We start from the raw sequence: 17,502 nt of genomic DNA, 5'->3' as shown, positions 1-17,502 counted from the left end.
AATCAACCAATCGTGATGACGGAGCGCGCGCCGCTGCGCCGCCCAATGATATTGAGCAGGTTGGCCAGCTGCGCCTCGCTGCCCGGCGCGGCCGTCGCTTCGCCGGCAAAACGCAGGCGCTGGCCCACCCATTGGCCGCTGCCCGACAGGCGCAGCGCGCCTTCCAGCGTGGTGAGCGTCAGCCGGGGCGCGGCGCCGCCGCTGAGCAGCAGGCGGTAGCTGCCCATGGGTTGCAGCGTCGACAGGCGCGAGGAGATGTGGCGCAGCTCAAGCTGCGCGCTGCCGGCAAGCTCCATGCGCCCGCGCGCCCAGCCGAGCTCCAGTGCGCTGGTGCTCAGCGCCAGCTGGCCGCGCAGTTGCACCGTGTTCCAGGGCGTGCCCAGGCCAGCGAGCAAGGCCGCCGGCCACAGGCTCTGGCCATCGCCGAGTTGCACCTGCGCGCTGCCCCAGCCCAGGCGCAGACGCGCCTGCAGCGCCGTGGGCGTGCAGCAGTCCAGGCGCAGCCGCAGCCGCGCGCCATCCCAGACCGGCCGGATCTGCCAGTGCACGCGCCCGGGCAGGGCCAGCGCGTCGTGGCTGCCCTGGCCGCCGGTCAATTGCAACTGGGCCGAGCCGCTCCAGAGCGTGCCCTCGCTCGCCGCCAGGCGCAGTTGACCGGCGCTGGCGCGCTCCAGCGCGGTCGCGAGCCAGTGCGCCGGCGGCTGCAGCACGAGCACCGCCAGCACCCCCAGGAACAAGCCCAGGCCGGCCCAGCCCCAGGGCGGGCGCGGCGCGGCGGCTGCGGGGCTGGCCGTCACGGCGCGGGCAGTGCCAGCACGACGCTGCCGCTCCAGCGCGCCGCCTCGCCGCCTGGCACTTGTTTGAGCTGCGCCTGCTCGGGCAGCGCCTGCGCGCTGGAGCGCACTTGCGCGAGCCACGCGGCCAGCGCGGCGGCAGGCACCTCGCTCAAGGCCACGGTCGCGCGCCCGGCGTTGATGCTGAGCGTGGCGCCGGCGCCGAGCAGCGCCTGGCTGCTCTGGCGCAGCTCGGCGGGCGCATCGACATCGCCCTGGCGCGGCGCGGCCTTGAGCTGCTCGGCCTGGGCCTGCAGTTGCTGCATCTGCTGCCACTGCGCGTCCACGCGCGCATGGCGCTCGGCCGAGCTGCGCAAGGCCTTGAGCGGCGGCGCCAGCAACAGCCCCCAGAGCAGCCCCAGCAGCACCACGCCCAGCGCCGCGCGCACCAGCCTGCGCTCGCGCGGCGCCAGTGCGCCCCAGGTGCTGCGCGCCGAAGCCAGCGCCTTCATGGAGCGCCCCGCACTTGCAGCACCAGCGCCTGCTCTTCGCGGCCGAGCTCAAGGCCTGCGGCCGCCAGCTGCTGGCGCGCCGCGCCCAACTGCTCCTGGCTGAGCGTGAGGCCCGACAGGCGCAGCCGCCCCTGGCCGTAGTCGATGCCGCTGGGCACCTGCCCCGGCGCGAGCACGGCGGCAGCAGCGGCGAGCAAGGCTTCGAAGTCGCCCGGCGCGAGTGCACCGGAGGCGCGGCGCAGCGCGTCCACCTCGCGCTGCATCTGCACCGGCGCGTCGATCACCAGCTTGACCTGGGGAAAAGTCTGGGTGAGCAGTTGGCGCGTGGCCTCCTGGCGCTGGCGCAGCGCGCGCGCGTCTTGCCAGGCCCAGAGGTTCAGCGCCAGCAGCTGCAGCGCCACCAGCAGCACCAGCGCCCAGCGTGCGGCGCGCCACTGGCGCGCATGCAGCAGCGCGCTGGCCCCCGCGCCCAGCCAGCGGCGGGTGCGCTGGCGGCGGTTGCGCGCGAGGTCGAACTGCGCCAGGTTCCAGGCTCCGCGCGCTGCGGCGAGCAAGGCTTCGGCGCGCGGCAACAGGGCAGCGCTGCGTTCGAGCACGCGCTCGGCGAGCTCGGCGACAGCGGGTTCCGCGCGCAGCGGCGTCTCGGGCTGCAACAGGGCGCGCAGCGCCGGTGCCTGCAAGGGCACTTGGCCCAGCGCCAGGTGCTCGCCCATGCCGGCGAGCACGGCCATGGCCTGCCCGGGCTCGCCCACGACGGTGCACTCCATCTGCCCGCTGGCGGTAGGCCCTGGCGCCCAGGCGGGCACGATGCGCGCCACGCGGTGTCCGGCACCCTCCAGCACCTGCAGCGCGCCCTGCAGCCAGGCGCGCTCGCACACCGCCACCCAGATCGGCGCGCCCGTGGAGGCTTCGGGCTGCAGCGCGAAATGCAGCAGCGCCGGCTCATCGAGCAGTTGTTCTTCGAGCAGGCCCTCCAGCACCGCGCGCAGGCGCTGCATCTGGCCCAGCGTGCCCTGCGGCAGCGTCACGCGCTGCCAAGACAGGCGCGCAAGCGGCACCACGGCGACGGTTTCGCCGGTGCGCCCCGGCGCGGGCAGCAAGGCCGCAGCGCCCTGGCCGGTGCGCGCGGCGCCGTAGCCATCGTCCGTCAGCACATAGCCCAGCTCGGTGCTGGGCTCGGGCGAGTCGGGCGGCAGGGAAACGATCAGCGTGCTCATGGCGGGGGCAGGTCGGGCATTGTAGGTGCGGGCTTGCCGGGGTCTTGCAGCCAGCTGCCGCGCTCGCGCCAGAGGGTGCGCGCCGCGCCGCGCTGCTTGAACACCAGCGAGCGCTCTTGCACCACCACGCCGTCCAGGCGCAGGCGCCCGCGCACTTCGAAGTAGTTGGAGGCAACGTCGTGCAAATCCACGCGCACCGCCTCGGGCTTGTTGCCCAGGGCGCTGGCGGCATCGCTCACGCGGGTGAAGTAGCGCGTCTGGCGCTGCTGTGCAAGCTGCTGCGCGTCGGCCATGGAAATACCGTCGATGCCGGCCCACAGCAGCACGGCGCTGGCGGTGTTGAGGTTCAGCCGCGTGCGCACCGGCAGGACGCAGGCGTAGGGCGCCAGCCGGCGCACGACGTCGGCGGGCACGCCCCACCAGGCCAGTTGCTGCAGCGTCTGGGGCAGCAGTGGCGCGCCAGCGCCAGCCTGGCCCTGGTCGTCGGCACGCGTGGCCTGCACCATGTGCTCGGCAATCTGCTGCAGCAGTGCGCCGTCCAGCCCAAGGTAGGAAAACAGCCGCGCAAACTGGCGCAGCGCCACCGGGTCCACCGCGTTGCCCTGGGCCAGATTGCGCAGGTTCAGCAGGCCCTGCTGGTCGATGATCTCGCCCGAGAGGAAGGCATCGGCCACGTCGGTGCTGGCGTCGCTCACCGCGCCATGCTGGGCCGCAAGAAAGGTGGACAGGCGCGCTTCTTCCAGCGGCACCGACCAGGGCTCGCTCAGGTTGTCCGTGCCGTCGCCGCGTGCCAGCGAGTCTTCGCGCAGGATCAGCCGTGCCCAGTCCAGCGCGCCCACCAGGATCCAGGCCGACTGCACGCGCGCGCGCTCGGCCGTCTCCACCTGCACCGCGCGCCATTGCTGCCATAGCGCACTGGCGGCGAAGGCCGCAACCAGGGTGACCACCAGCATCGCGGTGAGCAGCGCCGCGCCGCGCTGGTCGCGCCGCGCGTTCACGACTTGTTGCCTCCCAGCGTCGGGTTGACCCAGTCGCGCGTGATCTGGCCGCTGAGCGCGCCGCCCGCCGCCAGCGTGATCTGCAGGCGCACGCCCTCGGGCATGCCCACCGCCGGTGTCGCCGCCGGCGGCGCGGCGCCTTCCGCCGCGCGCGGCGCGCTGGCACTGGACAAGGCGTTGGCCCAGGCGCCCTCGCGGTAGAAGAACAGCTGCCAGCCGGCCAGCGGCAGCAACACGGTTTCACCGCGGCGCGTCTGCGCGCTCGGGGTGCGCGCCCAGAGCGCCGCCTGGTCCCAGGCCTGCTGCCACTGCGCGGCCGTGGCCACGGGCGGGGACTGCCAGCGCAGCCACTGGTCGCTGCCGTCCACGCTGCGCAGCGCCCAGGCCACCACGCGCAGGCCCGGGTCCTCGGCTTGCGGGCTGCGCCGCGTCAGGCGCAGCAGCTGGCCGTCCCAGGCGATGGGGGTGGTGTGCTCCAGAGTCTGCACCGCGTTCAGGTCGGTCTCCCACTGGTCGAGCACGGTCTGCAGCGTCAGCACCGCGTCGGTGTGCGCGCCCGTCTGCTGTTGCGCGCGCACCATGGCGTCGAGCCCGCGCCAGCTGACCACGGCCAGCAGCGCCAGCACCGCGATCGCCACCAGCAGCTCCACCAGCGTGAAGCCGCCGGGAGAGGGTCCGGTGCGCTCCTTCATCAATAGCGTCCCACGATGGTGGACAGGCGCAAAACCGGGTTTTTGGCTTGAAAAACCTGCGCATCCACGCGGCGAAACTGCGGATTGGGCGTGGGCGTGACCTGCAACTGCACCAGATAGTCGCGCCCGGCCTGCACGCAGGGCCCGCTGCTGTCGCCCAGCGAGGGCATCTGACGCGACAGGCGCACCGCCACCAGCGCGTTCTCGGCGCAGACATGGGCCAGCGTGATGTCGGTCTGGCGCGCGCTGTTGCGCACCAGCGCATTGCTGGCCTGCGAGCCGGCCAGCAGCGCAATCGCCACGATGCCCAGCGCCACCAGCACCTCCACCAGCGTGAAGCCGCGTGCGCGCATGGACTTCACCGCAGCGCGTGCGCGGCAAAGGGGCGCAGTCCGTCGCTGGCCACGCGCACCGTCTGTCCGGGCAGTTCGGGGTTGACGATCAGCACCTCCTGCGGGCCGATCAGCGGCTCCGGCCCGAGCCACAGAGGTGCCGGCGTCAACACCCGGGTCTGCGCCTGCAGCCAGTGCCGGGGCAGCGGCTCGCCGCCCAGGCCCTCGAAGCGAAAACCGCCGGGCTCGGCGCGCCAGCGCACCGCGCTGCCCGATGCGCGCGACTGCGCCCGTGCCGATTCCAGCAGCGCCGCCAGGCGCTCGCCCTCTTGCTGCAGCGCATTGCGCCGGCTGTCGCCGAGCGCAAAGCCCACGCCCGCACTGGCCACCGCGATGATGGCCACGACCACCAGCAGCTCCAGCAGCGTGAAGCCGCGCAAGCCCGTGGCGGGGCGGGACGCGGTGCGCGGCGTACGTACGCAGGTGCCGCTATTGCCAGCTGCCGATGTCCGCATTCTTGCCCTCGCCACCGGGCTGGCCGTCCGCGCCCAACGACATCACGTCCACCTCGCCCTTGATGCCCGGGTTCAGATACTGGTAGGGGTTCTTCCAGGGGTCGGTAGGCAGCTTTTCCAGGTAGGGGCGCCAGTTGGGCGGCACGGGCGCGCTGGTCGGCTTGCTCACCAGGGCTTGCAGGCCTTGCTCGGTCGTGGGGTAGCGCAGGTTGTCCAGCTTGTAGAGCTTGAGCGCCTGCATGAGATTGGTCACGTCGGTGCGCGCGGCCGTCTCGCGCGCGTCGTCGGCACGGTCCAGCACATTGGGCACGATGAGCGCGGCCAGCACCCCGATGATGACCAGCACCACCATCAGCTCGATCAGGGTGAAGCCCGCAGCGCGGCGCAGGCGGCCAAAAGTGGAAGACAGGGGCACGGGAGGGCTCTTTCAGCAAGACGAGGAAGGCAAGCGGCTCAATGATAATGGGCCCATGTCCGCCCCTGCCCCCCACCGCTGGAGCCTGCGCCTTGCCACGCTGGGCCTGTGGCTGCTGTGCGGCGCGAGCCTTGCCTGGTGGGCGATCCGGCTCGCGCGCCCGCCCGCCGCCGCACCCGTGCCCGTGGCCGCCGCCGAGCCACCGGCGGTGGACGCCGTCGCGCTGGCACGTCTGCTGGGCGCCAGCCCGGCCGTGGCTTCGGACGCCGCCGAACCCGAGTCCGCCCATCTGGTGCTGCGCGGCGTGCTGGCGGGCACGCGCAGCGGGCAGGGCGCGGCCTTGATCGCCGTGGGCGACAAGCCGGCCAAGCCCTACCGCGTCGGCGCTCAGGTCGCGCCCGGCCTGGTCGTGCAGTCGCTCGGCGCGCGCGAGGCCCGGCTGGGCGCGGCACTCGATGGCGCGGCCACGATGACGCTGGAGCTGCCGCGCCCCTCTCCTTCTCTTTCCCCCTCGCCCCCAGGCAGAGGGAAGGGCTGAGGGCCAGCGGCGCATCCGTGCCCCCTGCTGCTACCTGCCAGCCCCTCTCCCAGCCTCTCCTCAAAGGGGCGAGGAGCCAGTCCGAGCACCGTCTTGCGCCCCCGCCCAACCTCTCACCAGAGAGGCGTGGAGCCAGCCTGAGCGCTGTCTTGCTCCCTCTCCCTCTGGGAGAGGGCAGGGGTGAGGGCCAGCGGCGCATCCGTGCCCACACTGAAGCCACATGCCAGCCCCTCTCCCAGCCTCTCCCCAAAGCGGCGCGGACCCAACCAGGCTCAGTGCCCGTTGGCCTCCAGGAACAAGCGATAGGCCGGGTTTTGCGTCTCTTCGATATACGGATAGCCCAGCGCCTTCAAGAACGCGTCAAACGCCGCGTTGTCCTGTGCCGGCACCTGCATGCCCACGAGGATGCGGCCATAGTCTGCGCCCTGGTTGCGGTAGTGGAACAGCGAGATGTTCCAGGCCGGCGCCATCAGGCTCAGGAACTTGAACAGCGCACCCGGCCGCTCGGGGAAGGTGAAGCGCATCAGCCGCTCGTTGCGCGCCAGGCTGGAATGCCCGCCGACCAGGTGGCGCAGGTGCTCCTTGGCCATTTCGTCGTGCGTCAGGTCCAGCGCCGCGTAGCCGTTCTTCTCGAAGGAGCGGGCGATTTTTTCCGATTCGCCGCGGCTGTGGGTGGACAGGCCGACAAAGACGTGCGCGCGCTGCGGGTCGCTGATGCGGTAGTTGAATTCCGTCACGCTGCGCGGCCCGCCCGGCAGCGCGCCGACCACTTCGCAAAAGCGCTTGAAGCTGCCGCGCTCTTCGGGGATGGTGACCGCGAACAGCGCCTCTTTCTCTTCGCCGACCTCGGCACGCTCGGCCACGAAGCGCAGGCGTCCGAAATTCATGTTCGCGCCCGAGAGGATGGCCGCATAGGTCTCGCCACGGCGCTTGTGCGCGGCCACGTACTGCTTGATGGCCGCCACGCCCAGCGCGCCGGCGGGCTCGACGATGCTGCGCGTGTCGATGAAGATGTCCTTGATCGCCGCGCACACCGCGTCGGTATCGACGCGCACGTACTCGTCCACCAGCGCGCTGGCGATGCGAAAGGTTTCCTTGCCCACCAGCTTGACCGCGGTGCCGTCGGAAAACAGACCCACGTCCTGCAACTGCACGCGCTCGCGCGCATCGGCCGATTGGGCCATGGCGTCGGAGTCGCTCATCTGCACGCCGATCACCTTGACCTCGGGATTCACGGCCTTGACGTAGTTGGCGACGCCGGCGATCAAGCCGCCGCCGCCTATGGGCACGAAGATGGCGTCGAGCCGGCTGCTGCCCAGCTGCTGCACCTGTTGCAGGATCTCCATCGCGATCGTGCCCTGGCCGGCGATCACGTCCGGGTCGTCGAAAGGGTGAATGAAGGTCAGCTGCTGCTGGCGCTGCAGGCGCACCGCCTCCTCGTAGGCGTCAGAATAGCTCTCGCCGCTGAGCAGCACCTCGGCGCCCAGGTTCTTCACCGCGTCGATCTTGACCTGGGGCGTGGTGGTCGGCATCACGACCACCGCACGGGCGTTCATGCGCGCGGCGCTCAGCGCCACCCCCTGAGCGTGGTTGCCGGCCGAGGCGCAGATCACCCCCTTGGCCAGTTGCTCGGGCGTGAGCCTGGCCATCTTGTTGTAGGCCCCGCGCAGCTTGAAGGAAAACACCGGCTGCTGGTCCTCGCGCTTGAGCAGCACCTTGTTGTGCAGGCGCCGCGACAGCGCCTTGGCCGGCTGCAGCGCCGACTCGATCGCCACGTCGTACACCCGTGCGGTCAATATCCGGGTCAGATAGTCGAAGGGGGTGAGCGCTGGGGCCATGGGCGGTCGGTGCAGGGGCGGCAAAACCGGCAATCATAGGCCTCGCGCCCCAGCGGGCGGTGGGACAATGGCGGCCTCGCGCGGCGTCGCGCCGATCACGTTAAAAAAGGAAACTCACCATGGTGGAATGCACCGTCAGCTGGACGGGCGCTGCGGGCCCGCGCTCGGGCATGGGCTTCGTCGCGGAGACCGGCAGCGGCCACATCCTCAACATGGACGGCGCGCCCGACGCCGAGCGCCCCGAACACGGCGGCCTGAACCTGGCCCCGCGTCCGCTGGAGACCGTGTTGGCGGGCACCGGCGGCTGCAGCGCCTACGACGTGGTGCTGATCCTGCGCCGCGGCCGCCACGACGTGCGCGGCTGCAGCGTGCACCTGAAGGCCGAGCGCGCCAGCACCGACCCCAAGGTGTTCACGCGCATCCACCTGCAGTTCACCGTCACCGGGCGCCAGCTGCCGCGCGAGGCGGTGCAGCGCGCGGTGCAGCTCAGCCACGAAAAGTACTGCTCGGCGCTGGCCATGCTCTCGGGCACGGCGCAAATCACCACCGGCTTTGAACTGCGCGAGTCCTGAGCTGCGGCGGGTTGTTGTCATTGAACAACAGAACCCGGGGCAGTGGCCGCTTTCGAGGCGATTTGCTTTGCTTATCCGCCCGGTCTCTGTTGCAATACGTAGAACTTCCCCACCAGGAGGTTGGCCCGGCGAGGCAGTGCTCGCATGGACAAAGTCTTTCAGGCCGGAGCCTTCTATTTAACCTTGGAGTATTGGTAATGAAAAAATCTCTGATTGCCTTGGCAGTCTTGGGCGCTTCGGGCTTTGCGATGGCGCAGTCTTCGGTGACTTTGTACGGCGTGGCCGATGCCGGTATCGGTCGTAGTCACAATTACGCCACCGGTGTCAACACGACTGGCATGAAGGCCAATGACACCGTCAACAACGGCAACAGCCGTCTGGGCGTGCGTGGCGTGGAAGACCTCGGCGGCGGCCTGAAGGCCGGTTTCAATTTTGAAGCGGGTCTGAACCTGAAAACGGGTGCCAACGATGCTGCTTTCTGGCAGCGTAATGCCAATATGTACTTGGCCGGCAGCTGGGGCCAGTTCCTGATGGGTCGTACCCTGGATCCGTCCTTCTTCGGCGCAGCCACCTGGGAACTGACCGGCATGGCCAACTACTCGGTCGTTGCCAACACCTTCGGCTTTGGCGGCGATGGGACTCCTCGTAACAACAGCCAGTTCACCTACACCTCGCCCAATTTCGGTGGTTTTTCGGGTAGCCTTGGCTATATTTTCAAGGATGATAACGGCGGCAACGCCAAGTGGGACCTGAACCTGAAGTACGCCAACGGCCCGCTGGGTGTTGCGCTGACCGCCAACAAGACCCAGACCATGAAGACCGGCTGGTCGCTGGGTGGCCAGTACAAGTTCGGCACCTTCGTGGTGGCCGCGTCGTACAACGACTTGCAAACCGTGCGCCGTGGCTTCTCGATCGGTGGTACCGCCAACTTCGGCCCGGGCTCGGTCACCCTCGACCTGACCCGCGACACCAAGAACCCGGTCAAGAAGTACACCAACGCCTTGATCGAAGGCAAGTACAGCCTGTCCAAGCGCACCTTCGTGTACGCCGACTACCTCCGTCTGGACGGCGAAAACAACTACGGTATCGGCGTTCGCCACAACTTCTGATGACGCCACTGCCTCGGGCAGTGTCTGATTCAGCCAAAGCCGCCTTCGGGCGGCTTTTTTGCGTGGCTGCGTCCCGCATTCTTCGGCGCAATAGTCAGGTGAAAGTCGCTGTCTGCGTTAGCCATGGCGGGACTGCGGGCGTAGCGCAGGCCAAGGCAGACAAGGCGTTTTCCGAAGCGATCAGCCATGGCTCGATACCAATCATGGGTATGTATTGAGTGCTGTTCCAGGAGGGCACCCATGCGAAACCCGTCCGTATTCCTCGGGCAGCATTTCACCGGCTTCATCGAAGCTCAAGTGCAAGATGGGTGCCATGGCTCTGCCAGCGATGTCATCAGGGCAGGTTTGCGCTTGCTGGAAGAACACGAATCCAAGGTGAAGGCACTGCAAGATGCCTTGGACGCCGGTCTTGAGTCTGGCGCGCCGCGCTTGTTTGATAGCGACGCATTTCTGCGCCGCATGCATGCGCGCAATGGCCAAGCCGTACCGGCTGTCTCCGCTGGCGAAGGCCGTAGCCTGCGGCTACATGCACCCCATGGACAGATACCGCGCGCCTGACGGCGAGGAAACTTCCGCTCTACCTGCTTGGCCAAGCAGGTAGAGCGGATACAGAAGGTTGAACGGCCTGGCGGCCTTGCGGGACAGGAACGATGACAATTGAGGAAACGGCCTTGAACACCTTGCAATTGTGTAGACATTCATCTACAATAAACCATGAAAATCGGCGGGTTTGCTTGGGACAGCGGTAACTGGCCGAAGTGCGGGAAGCATGGGGTTTCCCGTGAAGAAATCGAACGGCTATTTCTTGAAGGTCAAGCGCGCGTTGCGCCTGACCTGAAGCACACCAAACCGACCGAGAGCCGCCACATTGCGGCGGGCCGGGTGGATGGCCGGGCAATGTTCGTGGCGTTTGCTTTCCGGGGCGGTCTCATTCGCCCAATCAGCGCCCGCTACATGCACGCCAAGGAGGCGAGCAACCATGAAACGAGTACCTGAGTTCAAGACCGACGACGAAGCCGAGGCATTCTTGGAGCAAGACCTTTCCGACCTTGACCTCAAGCAGTTCAAGCCGATGCGGTTCGAGGTGGTGAAGAAGGAAGCCGCCCTGAACATGCGCCTGCCCGCCGTCCTGCTGGACGCGGTACGCGCCAAGGCCAAAGCCAAAGGTATCCCGTATTCCCGCTATGTGCGGATGGTGCTGGAAGCAGACTTGCAGCATGCGGAATGAGGGCCGGGAAAGGCGCGCTTGCTCTATCCCGACTTCTTGCACCGGGCATTCTGGTGACGGTTTGATGGGCCGACCGCTGGGCATCAAGAGCTTGGGTCATCGCTCCTGACCTCAACCTCACGGCACCTGTTGGGCCGCGTGCTTCACTCTCAAAATCTCGACGGTGCGCGTCTCGTCCAGCACGCGATAAAAAATGATGTAGTTCCGATGTGCGACCAACTCGCGCAGGAAGTCCGGCAGGCCGGGCCTGCCGGTGCGGCCAAGTCTTGGGTGCTGCGCAAGCGGGAGCACCTTGTCGCGCAGCTCCTGGCCGAATTCTTCGGCCTTGATCGGGTTGTCCTGGGCGATGTAGTCAACGATGTGGTCCAAGTCGGCCTCGGCGATCGGTCGCCAGACGATGCTGTAAGGGGTCTTGGGCTTTGCCATCGGCCACTTTGTCATGGGTCAATGGCCTGCTGGCTCATGCTCGCTTCACTCAGGCCGTCTTGTGCCGCTGAATGCGGGCATCCATTCGGGCCATGACTTCATCGTGCGGCACGCTCGGGCGGGGGTCGTCGATGGCCTCCTGAATTTCGCCGGTCAGCCACTGGTTATAGGCGGCGGCTTGGTGCGCTTGACGCATCGCTTGAGCGCGGCTGTCCCGGTTCTGCGTGACTTCTTTTTGGTCGGGGTTCCAGTGGGTCGCGTCGAGCTTCACAACGGCAATGCCAAGATGGCGCAACACGATCAGCGCGGAATTCGGACTGCCGAAGCGGCGCGGCTCGGTGCCGCGGGCCTTCACCAAAAATGCGTCTTGCCCGCTGCGGGTGGCAATCTCCATGAAGAAACTGCTGCCCTGCCCTTTCAAGGTGACGCCGACAACGCCGCCGGCGCTGGCCGTGGCGCGCAGCTGCTCTAGTGTCATGCTTTGCATGATTCGCTCCTTTATAGATCAAACATGTTCCCCTAGCCTTGATCGTGCATGACCTATGGAAGTCGTGCAAGTGTTTTCCGGTCGGAACACGTTGGTCTTGTGGAATTCGCGAGACAGTCCGATTTGAAACCATCCGAGATGCTTCATGAGCCGCCTGCCGCGAGATACTCATGCGGTGGCTGGCGGCAGCCCATCGTGAAAAGGAACACCCATGCAGACCCTGCGTTACCAGGCGGGCGGGCGGGCTTTTGCGGCCATCGCGCGCTTTCATCCCGAGCTGACCTCGCTGCGGCGCGAGTTGCACGCCCATCCGGAGCTGGGTTTTGAAGAGCACCGCACCAGCGCGCGCGTTCGCGAGGTGCTGCGCGCCTGTCAGGTCGATGAGCTGCACGAGGGCGTGGGCGGCACCGGCGTGGTCGCCGTGATCCACGGGCGCGGCCGGGGCAGCGGCGCGATGGTCGGACTGCGCGCCGACATGGACGCGCTGCCCATGACCGAGCACAACGACTTCGCCTGGAAGTCGGACAAGAGCGGCCTGATGCACGGTTGCGGGCACGACGGGCACGTCACCATGCTGCTGGGCGCGGCGCGCTATCTTGCGGCGAGCCGCAATTTCGACGGCACGGCGGTGCTGATATTCCAGCCGGGCGAGGAGGGCTTTGGCGGCGCCCGCGTGATGATCGAGGACGGCCTGTTCGAGCGCTTCCCGGTGCAGTCGGTCTATGCGCTGCACAACTGGCCGATGATGGCGCCGGGCACCGTGGGGCTGAACGAGGGCGCGATGATGGCCGCGGCCGACCGCATCACCATCCAGGTGAGCGGCAAGGGCGGGCACGGCGCGCACCCCTACCAGACGGTGGACGTGGTGCTCGTGGCCGCGCACATCGTCACCGCCTTGCAGGGCATCGTTGCGCGCAACGTGCGCGCGATCGACAGTGCGGTGCTGAGCATCTGCGCGGCGCAGGCCGGTGACCTGGCCGCCTTCAGCGTGATGCCGGGCGAAGCCACGCTGGTGGGCACGGTGCGCACCTTCAGCCCCGAGGTGCAGGACCTGATGGAGCGGCGCATCCACGAGGTCTGCGCGGCGGTGGCGCTGGGCTTTGGCGCCAGCGCCAGCGTGCATTACGAGCGCATCTACCCGGCGACGATCAACACAGCCGCCGAGGCGCGCTTCGCGGGCGACGTCGCCGCCCGGCTGGTGGGCGAGGCCAAGGTGCAGCGCAAGCTCGAGCCCAGCATGGGCGCGGAAGACTTTTCCTTCATGCTGCAGCACAAGCCTGGAGCCTACCTGCGCCTGGGCCAGGGCGGCGCGCCGCTGCACAGCAGCCGCTACGACTTCAACGACGAGGTGCTGCCACTGGGTGCGGCGCTGCACGCGGGCCTGGTCGAACAGGCCATGCCCTTGCCGCCGGGCGACTGAACATTGGTGCAAAATCGGCCTTGCGCGCTGATGCAAAAAGCGCCAGCAGCTATGTTTATTGAAGTAAAGGACGCCCGGTGAACCAACTCGAAGCCTTGAAGCAAGTCACCACGGTCGTGGCCGACACCGGCGACTTTCACGAACTCGCGCGTTTCGCGCCGCAGGATGCGACCACCAACCCCTCGCTGATCCTCAAGGCGGTGCAAAAGAGCGACTACGCCCATTTGCTGCGCGACAACGCCGCGCGCTGGAGCGGGCGCGACCTGGCCGAGCGCATGGACAGGCTCATCGTGCGCTTTGGCTGCGAGACCCTGGCGCACATCCCGGGGCGCGTGTCCACCGAGGTCGACGCCCGCCTGTCCTTCGACACCGAAGCGATGGTCACACGCGCCGAGCGGCTCATCGAGCTCTACCAGGCCGAGGGCGTACACATCGAGCGCGTGTTGATCAAGGTAGCCAGCACCTGGGAAGGCATAGAGGCGGCGCGCCGGCTGCAGGGCCGGGGCGTTGCCACCAACATGACGCTGCTGTTTTCCTTCGCCCAGGCCGTCGCCTGCGCGCAGGCCCGGGTGCAACTGATCTCGCCCTTCGTCGGGCGCATCTACGACTGGTACAAGGCCAGGGCGGGCAGCAGCTGGGACGAAGCGGCGATGGCTGCCAGCGCGGACCCGGGCGTGCAGTCGGTGCGCCGCATCTTTGACTACTACAAGCACTTTGGCATTGCCACCGAAATCATGGGCGCGAGCTTTCGCAACGTCGGCCAGATCCGTGCGCTGGCCGGCTGCGACCTGCTCACCATCGCGCCCGCGCTGATGGCCGAACTGGCCGCGAGCGAGGCGGCGCTGCCCCGGGCGCTCGACGCCGAGGCGGCGCGGGCCTTGCAGATCGAACACGTGCAGCTCGATGAAGCGCGCTTTCGCTACGCGCTCAACGAGGACGCGATGGCGACCGAGAAGCTGGCCGAGGGCATACGCGCCTTTGCGGCGGACGCGGTCAAGCTCGAAGCCTTGATGCAGGCTTGAGACGGTGCCTGGCGTGTTGCGGTATCGGGCGCGGCAGGCCCCCACCCCGGCCCTCCCGCAGAGGGGGAGGGAGGCAAGCAGGGCGGCGCCGGTATCGCCCCTTCCCCTTCTTGGGGAAGGCAGGGATGGGGGCTGCTGCCGATGACCGATTCACTCCTGTGCCACCAGACGCCCGCCTGGGCGCAACTGCAGGCCCACTGGCAGCAAGACGCGCGCCACATCGACCTGCGTGCCGAGTTCGCCCGCGATGGCCGGCGCCTTGCCCTGCTGAGCCAGCATGCGCCGCACATCTGGGCCGATCTGTCCAAGAACTGGCTGCTGCCGGGCACGGAAGGGCTGCTGCGCCGCCTGGCCGATGACTGCGGCGTGCTTGCCTGGCGCGACGCGATGTTTGCCGGCGAGCAGGTCAATACCACCGAGCAGCGCGCCGCCATGCACTGGCTGCTGCGCACGCCGCCCGATGCCGGGCTGCTTGGGGAGCTGCCCATCGCGCGGGACTGGGGTGCGCCGCTGCGCAGCGCACTGGACGAGACGGCGCGCACGCTGCAGGCCATGCTGCGCCTGGCCGACGAGGTGCGCGCCGATGCGGCGATCACCGACGTGGTGCATATCGGCATCGGCGGCTCCTATCTTGGGCCCGAGCTGGCGGTGCAAGCGCTGCAGCATCTCGCCGCCGGCGGGCCGCGCATCCATTTCGTCGCCAATGTCGATGGCGGGGAGCTGAGCGCGGTGCTGGGCCGCGTGCGGGCGGCAAACACGCTGTTCCTGATCGCCTCCAAATCCTTCACCACGGCGGAGACCATGATGAACGCACACACGGCGCGCGCCTGGTTTCTGGCCCAGGGCGGCAGTGAGGATGCGGCGCAGGCGCAGAGCATCGCCCGGCATTTCGTGGCGCTGACGGCGCAGCCCGAGGCGGCGGCGCGCTTTGGCATCACGCGCGTGCTGGGTTTTGAGGACTGGGTCGGCGGGCGTTATTCGCTGTGGTCGGCCATAGGCCTGCCGATCGCGATCGCGGTGGGCAGCGCAGCGTTTCGCGCGCTGCTGGCGGGCGCGCACGCCATGGATGCGCATTTTCTTGCCGCCCCGCCTGAAACCAATCTGCCGCTGCGCCTGGGCCTGCTCGACGTCTGGTACCGCGATTTCTGCGGCCTGGGCAGCCGCTGCATCGCGCCCTACAGCCACGGCCTGCGGCGCCTGCCGGCCTATCTGCAACAGCTGGAGATGGAGAGCAACGGCAAGGGCGTGACGCGCGATGGCCGAGCGCTCGCCGTGGCCACGGCGCCGGTGCTCTGGGGCGAGCCCGGTACCAATGGCCAGCACGCCTTCTTCCAGATGCTGCACCAGGGGCAGGACGTGGTGCCGGTGGAATTCATCGCGGCGCGCACCCCCGTGGGCGACCTGGTCGAACACCACCACGACTTGCTGGTCAACGCGGTGGCGCAGGCGCAGGCGCTGATGCTCGGCCATGCATCGGGCGACGCGCACCGGCGCTGCCCCGGCAACCGGCCCAGCACCTTCCTGCTGCTCGAGCGGCTGGACGCAAACGCGCTGGGCGCGCTGATCGCGCTGTACGAGCACCGGGTCTTCGTCTCGGGCGCGGTCTGGGGCATCAACAGCTTCGACCAGTGGGGCGTGGAACTGGGCAAGTGCCTGGCGCGCGAGCTGGTGGCGCGCGAGGGTTCGGGCGACTGGGCGGGCGTGGATGCTTCCACGCGCGAGCTGATGCGCCTGGGCGCGCTGGCGCCGTCTCAGCTCGGCGTATAGGCCAGGCGCAGATAAATCGGCGCGTAGGCCGCGCCCTGGGTGAGCTCGATCAGCGCTTCCTTGGCCAGCTCGAGCAGCGCGACGAAGGTGACCACCAGCACCGGCACGCCGCGCGCCGGATCGAACACCTCCTCGAAGCTGAGAAAGCGCCGCCCCTGCAGGCGTTTGAGCACCTGGCTCATGGTCTCGCGCACCGACAGCTCTTCACGCGCAATCTGGTGGCGCTGCACCAGGCGGGCGCGCCCCAGCACCTCGGCCCAGGCGGCCTGCAGGTCGGCGATGGTCACTTCGGGAAAGCGCGGCTGCAGGCTTTGCTCGATGCTGACCTGGGCCTTGAGGAAGTCGCGCCCGTACTGCGGCAGCTCATTGAGTTGCTGCGCGGCGAGCTTGAATTTTTCGTATTCAAGCAGGCGGCGCACCAGATCGGCGCGCGGATCCTCGGGCTCGACTGCGCCTTGCGCCGGCCGCGTGGGCAAGAGCATGCGCGACTTGATCTCGATCAGCATCGCCGCCATCAGCAGGTATTCGGCGGCCAGCTCCAGATTGCGCCCGCGGATTTCGTCCACATAGGCCAGGTACTGGCGCGTGACGCTGACCATGGGGATGTCGAGGATGTTGAAGTTCTGCTTGCGTATCAGATAGAGCAGCAGATCGAGCGGCCCCTCGAAGGCCTCGAGAAAGACTTCCAGCGCGTCGGGCGGGATGTACAAGTCGTGCGGCAGCGCAAACAGCGGCTCGCCATAGAGCCTGGCCAGCGCCACCTGGTCTACCACCGCCGGGATGTCTGCGGCCGCCGGCATGCTATTCAATGCAGAGCTGCCTGCGCTGGCCTGCATTGGGCTGGAGGGCAATTTGACTCAAGTCGGGATGGAGTCGTAGCCGTTTTCGTCGAAGGAGTAGTAGACGTAGGCCTTCTGGCGCAGGCGGGCTTTTTGCAGGTCTTGCCAGAGCTCGCGGTCCACGTCCTTGTCCCACAGCAGTTCGCGGCCCTGGAACTGGCGCTCTTCCAGGCCCGGCTTCTTCTCGCGCAGTTGCTGGATGAACTGCGTGGTGTCGGACTGGTAGTCCGGGCGGCGAATAAGATACATGACTGGCAACCTCCGGTAATACGCCATTTTACTGATTCAAACAGAGGCTCCCATGCGCACGATGGCACTGCTGACGGCCCTGGCGGGCGCGTGTATCACCCTGGCGGCATGCGACCAGCAAAGCCTGGCCGAGCTGCACGAAGGCGTTTCCACCGAAGCCGACGTGCGTGCCCGCTTTGGCGCGCCCGAGCACATCTGGCCGGAGGCCGATGGCGCGCGCACCTTCGAGTACAACCGCCAGCCCGAGGGCCACGTCAACTACATGATCACGCTGGCGCCCGGCGGCACGCTGCGCCAGACCCGCCAGGTGCTGGTGCCCGAGAACTTTGCCCGGGTACAGCCGGGCGCCGACATGCTCAGCGTGCGCCGCCTGCTGGGCCAGCCCGCGCGCAAGCTCACTTACGAGCTCACGCGCGAAACCGACTGGGACTGGAAGTGGCTCGACGGCCCGACGCGCGCCATGGTGTTTACCGTCACCTTCGGGCCCGACGGACGCGTGCGCCGCTCGGGCAGCCACGAGGATGCCGCTTCCGCCCAATAGGGGTGCGGGGCG

At 68.3% G+C, this 17,502-nt stretch carries 23 protein-coding genes and 2 pseudogenes; 10 read left to right on the top strand and 15 right to left on the bottom strand.

The window, feature by feature from the left end:
* Window positions 1-2: 2 nt before the first annotated feature.
* Genes gspN through gspG form a run of 8 tightly spaced genes read right to left on the bottom strand, consistent with a single transcriptional unit; the run spans window position 3 to window position 5,391 of the window.
* On the bottom strand, window positions 3-797 hold the full coding sequence (gspN, locus tag KUD94_RS09260; protein WP_255568691.1) for a type II secretion system protein N: 795 nt from the start codon (window positions 795-797) through the stop codon (window positions 3-5).
* Window positions 794-1,285: a type II secretion system protein GspM gene (gene gspM, locus KUD94_RS09255; RefSeq protein WP_218236864.1), complete on the bottom strand. Its 492-nt coding sequence runs from the start codon at window positions 1,283-1,285 to the stop codon at window positions 794-796. The genes gspN and gspM overlap by 4 nt, the downstream gene beginning before the upstream one ends.
* Window positions 1,282-2,502: a type II secretion system protein GspL gene (gene gspL, locus KUD94_RS09250; protein WP_218236862.1), complete on the bottom strand. Its 1,221-nt coding sequence runs from the start codon at window positions 2,500-2,502 to the stop codon at window positions 1,282-1,284. Before gspL ends, gspM begins: the two co-directional genes overlap by 4 nt.
* Window positions 2,499-3,500: a type II secretion system minor pseudopilin GspK gene (gspK, locus tag KUD94_RS09245; RefSeq protein WP_370625861.1), complete on the bottom strand. Its 1,002-nt coding sequence runs from the start codon at window positions 3,498-3,500 to the stop codon at window positions 2,499-2,501. Before gspK ends, gspL begins: the two co-directional genes overlap by 4 nt.
* The gene (locus KUD94_RS09240) at window positions 3,497-4,192 is read right to left on the bottom strand and encodes a type II secretion system protein J (RefSeq protein WP_218236860.1); all 696 of its coding nucleotides are present in this window, start codon (window positions 4,190-4,192) and stop codon (window positions 3,497-3,499) included. Before KUD94_RS09240 ends, gspK begins: the two co-directional genes overlap by 4 nt.
* A complete protein-coding gene (gene gspI, locus KUD94_RS09235; protein ID WP_146912965.1) occupies window positions 4,192-4,545 on the bottom strand; it encodes a type II secretion system minor pseudopilin GspI in 354 nt (117 codons plus the stop codon). The genes KUD94_RS09240 and gspI overlap by 1 nt, the downstream gene beginning before the upstream one ends.
* Before the next feature lie 5 nt (window positions 4,546-4,550).
* Entirely contained in the window at window positions 4,551-5,039 is a 489-nt protein-coding gene (locus tag KUD94_RS09230; RefSeq protein WP_218236858.1) for a type II secretion system protein, read from the bottom strand.
* The gene (gene gspG / locus KUD94_RS09225) at window positions 5,014-5,391 is read right to left on the bottom strand and encodes a type II secretion system major pseudopilin GspG (RefSeq protein WP_255569230.1); all 378 of its coding nucleotides are present in this window, start codon (window positions 5,389-5,391) and stop codon (window positions 5,014-5,016) included. The genes KUD94_RS09230 and gspG overlap by 26 nt, the downstream gene beginning before the upstream one ends.
* Before the next feature lie 118 nt (window positions 5,392-5,509).
* Here gspG and KUD94_RS09220 point away from each other — a divergent pair, with 118 nt between their 5' ends.
* Complete coding sequence (locus tag KUD94_RS09220) at window positions 5,510-5,992, top strand: type II secretion system protein N (protein WP_218236857.1); 483 nt, start codon at window positions 5,510-5,512, stop codon at window positions 5,990-5,992.
* Between the two features lie 272 nt (window positions 5,993-6,264).
* Here the strand turns inward: KUD94_RS09220 and ilvA are convergent, their stop codons facing one another.
* Complete coding sequence (ilvA, locus tag KUD94_RS09215; protein WP_218236855.1) at window positions 6,265-7,830, bottom strand: threonine ammonia-lyase, biosynthetic; 1,566 nt, start codon at window positions 7,828-7,830, stop codon at window positions 6,265-6,267.
* A gap of 122 nt (window positions 7,831-7,952) precedes the next feature.
* Here ilvA and KUD94_RS09210 point away from each other — a divergent pair, with 122 nt between their 5' ends.
* Both KUD94_RS09210 and KUD94_RS09205 read left to right on the top strand, forming a co-directional pair.
* The gene (locus KUD94_RS09210) at window positions 7,953-8,402 is read left to right on the top strand and encodes an OsmC family protein (RefSeq protein ID WP_146914169.1); all 450 of its coding nucleotides are present in this window, start codon (window positions 7,953-7,955) and stop codon (window positions 8,400-8,402) included.
* Window positions 8,403-8,599: 197 nt separating this feature from the next.
* A complete protein-coding gene (locus KUD94_RS09205; RefSeq protein ID WP_218236853.1) occupies window positions 8,600-9,511 on the top strand; it encodes a porin in 912 nt (303 codons plus the stop codon).
* 29 nt (window positions 9,512-9,540) lie between these two features.
* Here KUD94_RS09205 and KUD94_RS09200 read toward each other — a convergent pair whose 3' ends face one another.
* Window positions 9,541-9,699: a hypothetical protein gene (locus tag KUD94_RS09200; protein WP_218236850.1), complete on the bottom strand. Its 159-nt coding sequence runs from the start codon at window positions 9,697-9,699 to the stop codon at window positions 9,541-9,543.
* A 52-nt stretch (window positions 9,700-9,751) separates the two neighbouring features.
* Between KUD94_RS09200 and KUD94_RS09195 the strand changes: the two genes are divergently transcribed.
* Window positions 9,752-10,069: a type II toxin-antitoxin system ParD family antitoxin gene (locus KUD94_RS09195; protein ID WP_218236849.1), complete on the top strand. Its 318-nt coding sequence runs from the start codon at window positions 9,752-9,754 to the stop codon at window positions 10,067-10,069.
* Window positions 10,070-10,225: 156 nt separating this feature from the next.
* Window positions 10,226-10,420, top strand: a pseudogene (locus KUD94_RS14740) (BrnT family toxin); the annotation flags it as partial.
* 9 nt (window positions 10,421-10,429) lie between these two features.
* On the opposite strand, the pseudogene KUD94_RS14885 reads toward KUD94_RS14740, so the two are convergent.
* Window positions 10,430-10,492, bottom strand: a pseudogene (locus KUD94_RS14885) (hypothetical protein); the annotation flags it as partial.
* Here KUD94_RS14885 and KUD94_RS09185 point away from each other — a divergent pair.
* Window positions 10,491-10,739 (top strand): CopG family antitoxin, encoded by a 249-nt coding sequence (locus KUD94_RS09185; RefSeq protein ID WP_146912972.1) that lies wholly within the window; start codon window positions 10,491-10,493, stop codon window positions 10,737-10,739. The pseudogene KUD94_RS14885 and the gene KUD94_RS09185 sit on opposite strands and share 2 nt — an antisense overlap.
* 117 nt (window positions 10,740-10,856) lie before the next feature.
* Here the strand turns inward: KUD94_RS09185 and KUD94_RS09180 are convergent, their stop codons facing one another.
* Both KUD94_RS09180 and KUD94_RS09175 read right to left on the bottom strand, forming a co-directional pair.
* Window positions 10,857-11,165 (bottom strand): type II toxin-antitoxin system RelE/ParE family toxin, encoded by a 309-nt coding sequence (locus tag KUD94_RS09180; protein ID WP_146912973.1) that lies wholly within the window; start codon window positions 11,163-11,165, stop codon window positions 10,857-10,859.
* A gap of 49 nt (window positions 11,166-11,214) precedes the next feature.
* A complete protein-coding gene (locus tag KUD94_RS09175; protein WP_146912974.1) occupies window positions 11,215-11,652 on the bottom strand; it encodes a hypothetical protein in 438 nt (145 codons plus the stop codon).
* 211 nt (window positions 11,653-11,863) lie between these two features.
* Here KUD94_RS09175 and KUD94_RS09170 point away from each other — a divergent pair, with 211 nt between their 5' ends.
* From KUD94_RS09170 to pgi, 3 genes are all read left to right on the top strand, one after another.
* Window positions 11,864-13,072 (top strand): M20 aminoacylase family protein, encoded by a 1,209-nt coding sequence (locus KUD94_RS09170; protein WP_146912975.1) that lies wholly within the window; start codon window positions 11,864-11,866, stop codon window positions 13,070-13,072.
* 77 nt (window positions 13,073-13,149) lie between these two features.
* Complete coding sequence (gene tal, locus KUD94_RS09165; protein ID WP_218236846.1) at window positions 13,150-14,094, top strand: transaldolase; 945 nt, start codon at window positions 13,150-13,152, stop codon at window positions 14,092-14,094.
* A gap of 141 nt (window positions 14,095-14,235) precedes the next feature.
* Complete coding sequence (gene pgi, locus KUD94_RS09160) at window positions 14,236-15,861, top strand: glucose-6-phosphate isomerase (protein WP_218236844.1); 1,626 nt, start codon at window positions 14,236-14,238, stop codon at window positions 15,859-15,861.
* Here pgi and KUD94_RS09155 read toward each other — a convergent pair.
* Window positions 15,846-16,661: a ScpA family protein gene (locus KUD94_RS09155; protein WP_255568687.1), complete on the bottom strand. Its 816-nt coding sequence runs from the start codon at window positions 16,659-16,661 to the stop codon at window positions 15,846-15,848. The genes pgi and KUD94_RS09155 overlap by 16 nt on opposite strands.
* 57 nt (window positions 16,662-16,718) lie before the next feature.
* The gene (locus KUD94_RS09150; protein ID WP_218236842.1) at window positions 16,719-16,949 is read right to left on the bottom strand and encodes a DUF3460 family protein; all 231 of its coding nucleotides are present in this window, start codon (window positions 16,947-16,949) and stop codon (window positions 16,719-16,721) included.
* Window positions 16,950-17,010: 61 nt separating this feature from the next.
* Here KUD94_RS09150 and KUD94_RS09145 point away from each other — a divergent pair, with 61 nt between their 5' ends.
* Entirely contained in the window at window positions 17,011-17,490 is a 480-nt protein-coding gene (locus tag KUD94_RS09145; protein ID WP_370625899.1) for an outer membrane protein assembly factor BamE, read from the top strand.
* Window positions 17,491-17,502: the final 12 nt, after the last annotated feature.

Origin of the sequence: Comamonas sp. NLF-1-9 (genome assembly GCF_019195435.1) — a bacterium.
Taxonomy (GTDB): domain Bacteria; phylum Pseudomonadota; class Gammaproteobacteria; order Burkholderiales; family Burkholderiaceae_C; genus Comamonas_C.
The sequence above is the reverse complement of the archived record's forward strand: the minus strand, read 5'-3'. Positions and strand labels throughout refer to the sequence as shown.

Coding starts and splice junctions, on each gene's coding strand:
- gspG (WP_255569230.1), bottom strand. CDS start 5,391: ATGGTGGTGCTGGTCATCATCGGGGTGCTGGCCGCGCTCATCGTGCCC.
- KUD94_RS09170 (WP_146912975.1), top strand. CDS start 11,864: ATGCAGACCCTGCGTTACCAGGCGGGCGGGCGGGCTTTTGCGGCCATC.
- KUD94_RS09200 (WP_218236850.1), bottom strand. CDS start 9,699: ATGGCTGATCGCTTCGGAAAACGCCTTGTCTGCCTTGGCCTGCGCTAC.
- KUD94_RS09185 (WP_146912972.1), top strand. CDS start 10,491: ATGAAACGAGTACCTGAGTTCAAGACCGACGACGAAGCCGAGGCATTC.
- KUD94_RS09175 (WP_146912974.1), bottom strand. CDS start 11,652: ATGCAAAGCATGACACTAGAGCAGCTGCGCGCCACGGCCAGCGCCGGC.
- KUD94_RS09240 (WP_218236860.1), bottom strand. CDS start 4,192: ATGAAGGAGCGCACCGGACCCTCTCCCGGCGGCTTCACGCTGGTGGAG.
- gspL (WP_218236862.1), bottom strand. CDS start 2,502: ATGAGCACGCTGATCGTTTCCCTGCCGCCCGACTCGCCCGAGCCCAGC.
- gspM (WP_218236864.1), bottom strand. CDS start 1,285: ATGAAGGCGCTGGCTTCGGCGCGCAGCACCTGGGGCGCACTGGCGCCG.
- KUD94_RS09180 (WP_146912973.1), bottom strand. CDS start 11,165: ATGGCAAAGCCCAAGACCCCTTACAGCATCGTCTGGCGACCGATCGCC.
- KUD94_RS09205 (WP_218236853.1), top strand. CDS start 8,600: ATGAAAAAATCTCTGATTGCCTTGGCAGTCTTGGGCGCTTCGGGCTTT.
- KUD94_RS09230 (WP_218236858.1), bottom strand. CDS start 5,039: ATGCGGACATCGGCAGCTGGCAATAGCGGCACCTGCGTACGTACGCCG.
- ilvA (WP_218236855.1), bottom strand. CDS start 7,830: ATGGCCCCAGCGCTCACCCCCTTCGACTATCTGACCCGGATATTGACC.
- KUD94_RS09195 (WP_218236849.1), top strand. CDS start 9,752: ATGCGAAACCCGTCCGTATTCCTCGGGCAGCATTTCACCGGCTTCATC.
- gspI (WP_146912965.1), bottom strand. CDS start 4,545: ATGCGCGCACGCGGCTTCACGCTGGTGGAGGTGCTGGTGGCGCTGGGC.
- pgi (WP_218236844.1), top strand. CDS start 14,236: ATGACCGATTCACTCCTGTGCCACCAGACGCCCGCCTGGGCGCAACTG.
- KUD94_RS09220 (WP_218236857.1), top strand. CDS start 5,510: ATGTCCGCCCCTGCCCCCCACCGCTGGAGCCTGCGCCTTGCCACGCTG.
- KUD94_RS09150 (WP_218236842.1), bottom strand. CDS start 16,949: ATGTATCTTATTCGCCGCCCGGACTACCAGTCCGACACCACGCAGTTC.
- KUD94_RS09145 (WP_370625899.1), top strand. CDS start 17,011: ATGGCACTGCTGACGGCCCTGGCGGGCGCGTGTATCACCCTGGCGGCA.
- KUD94_RS09155 (WP_255568687.1), bottom strand. CDS start 16,661: ATGCCGGCGGCCGCAGACATCCCGGCGGTGGTAGACCAGGTGGCGCTG.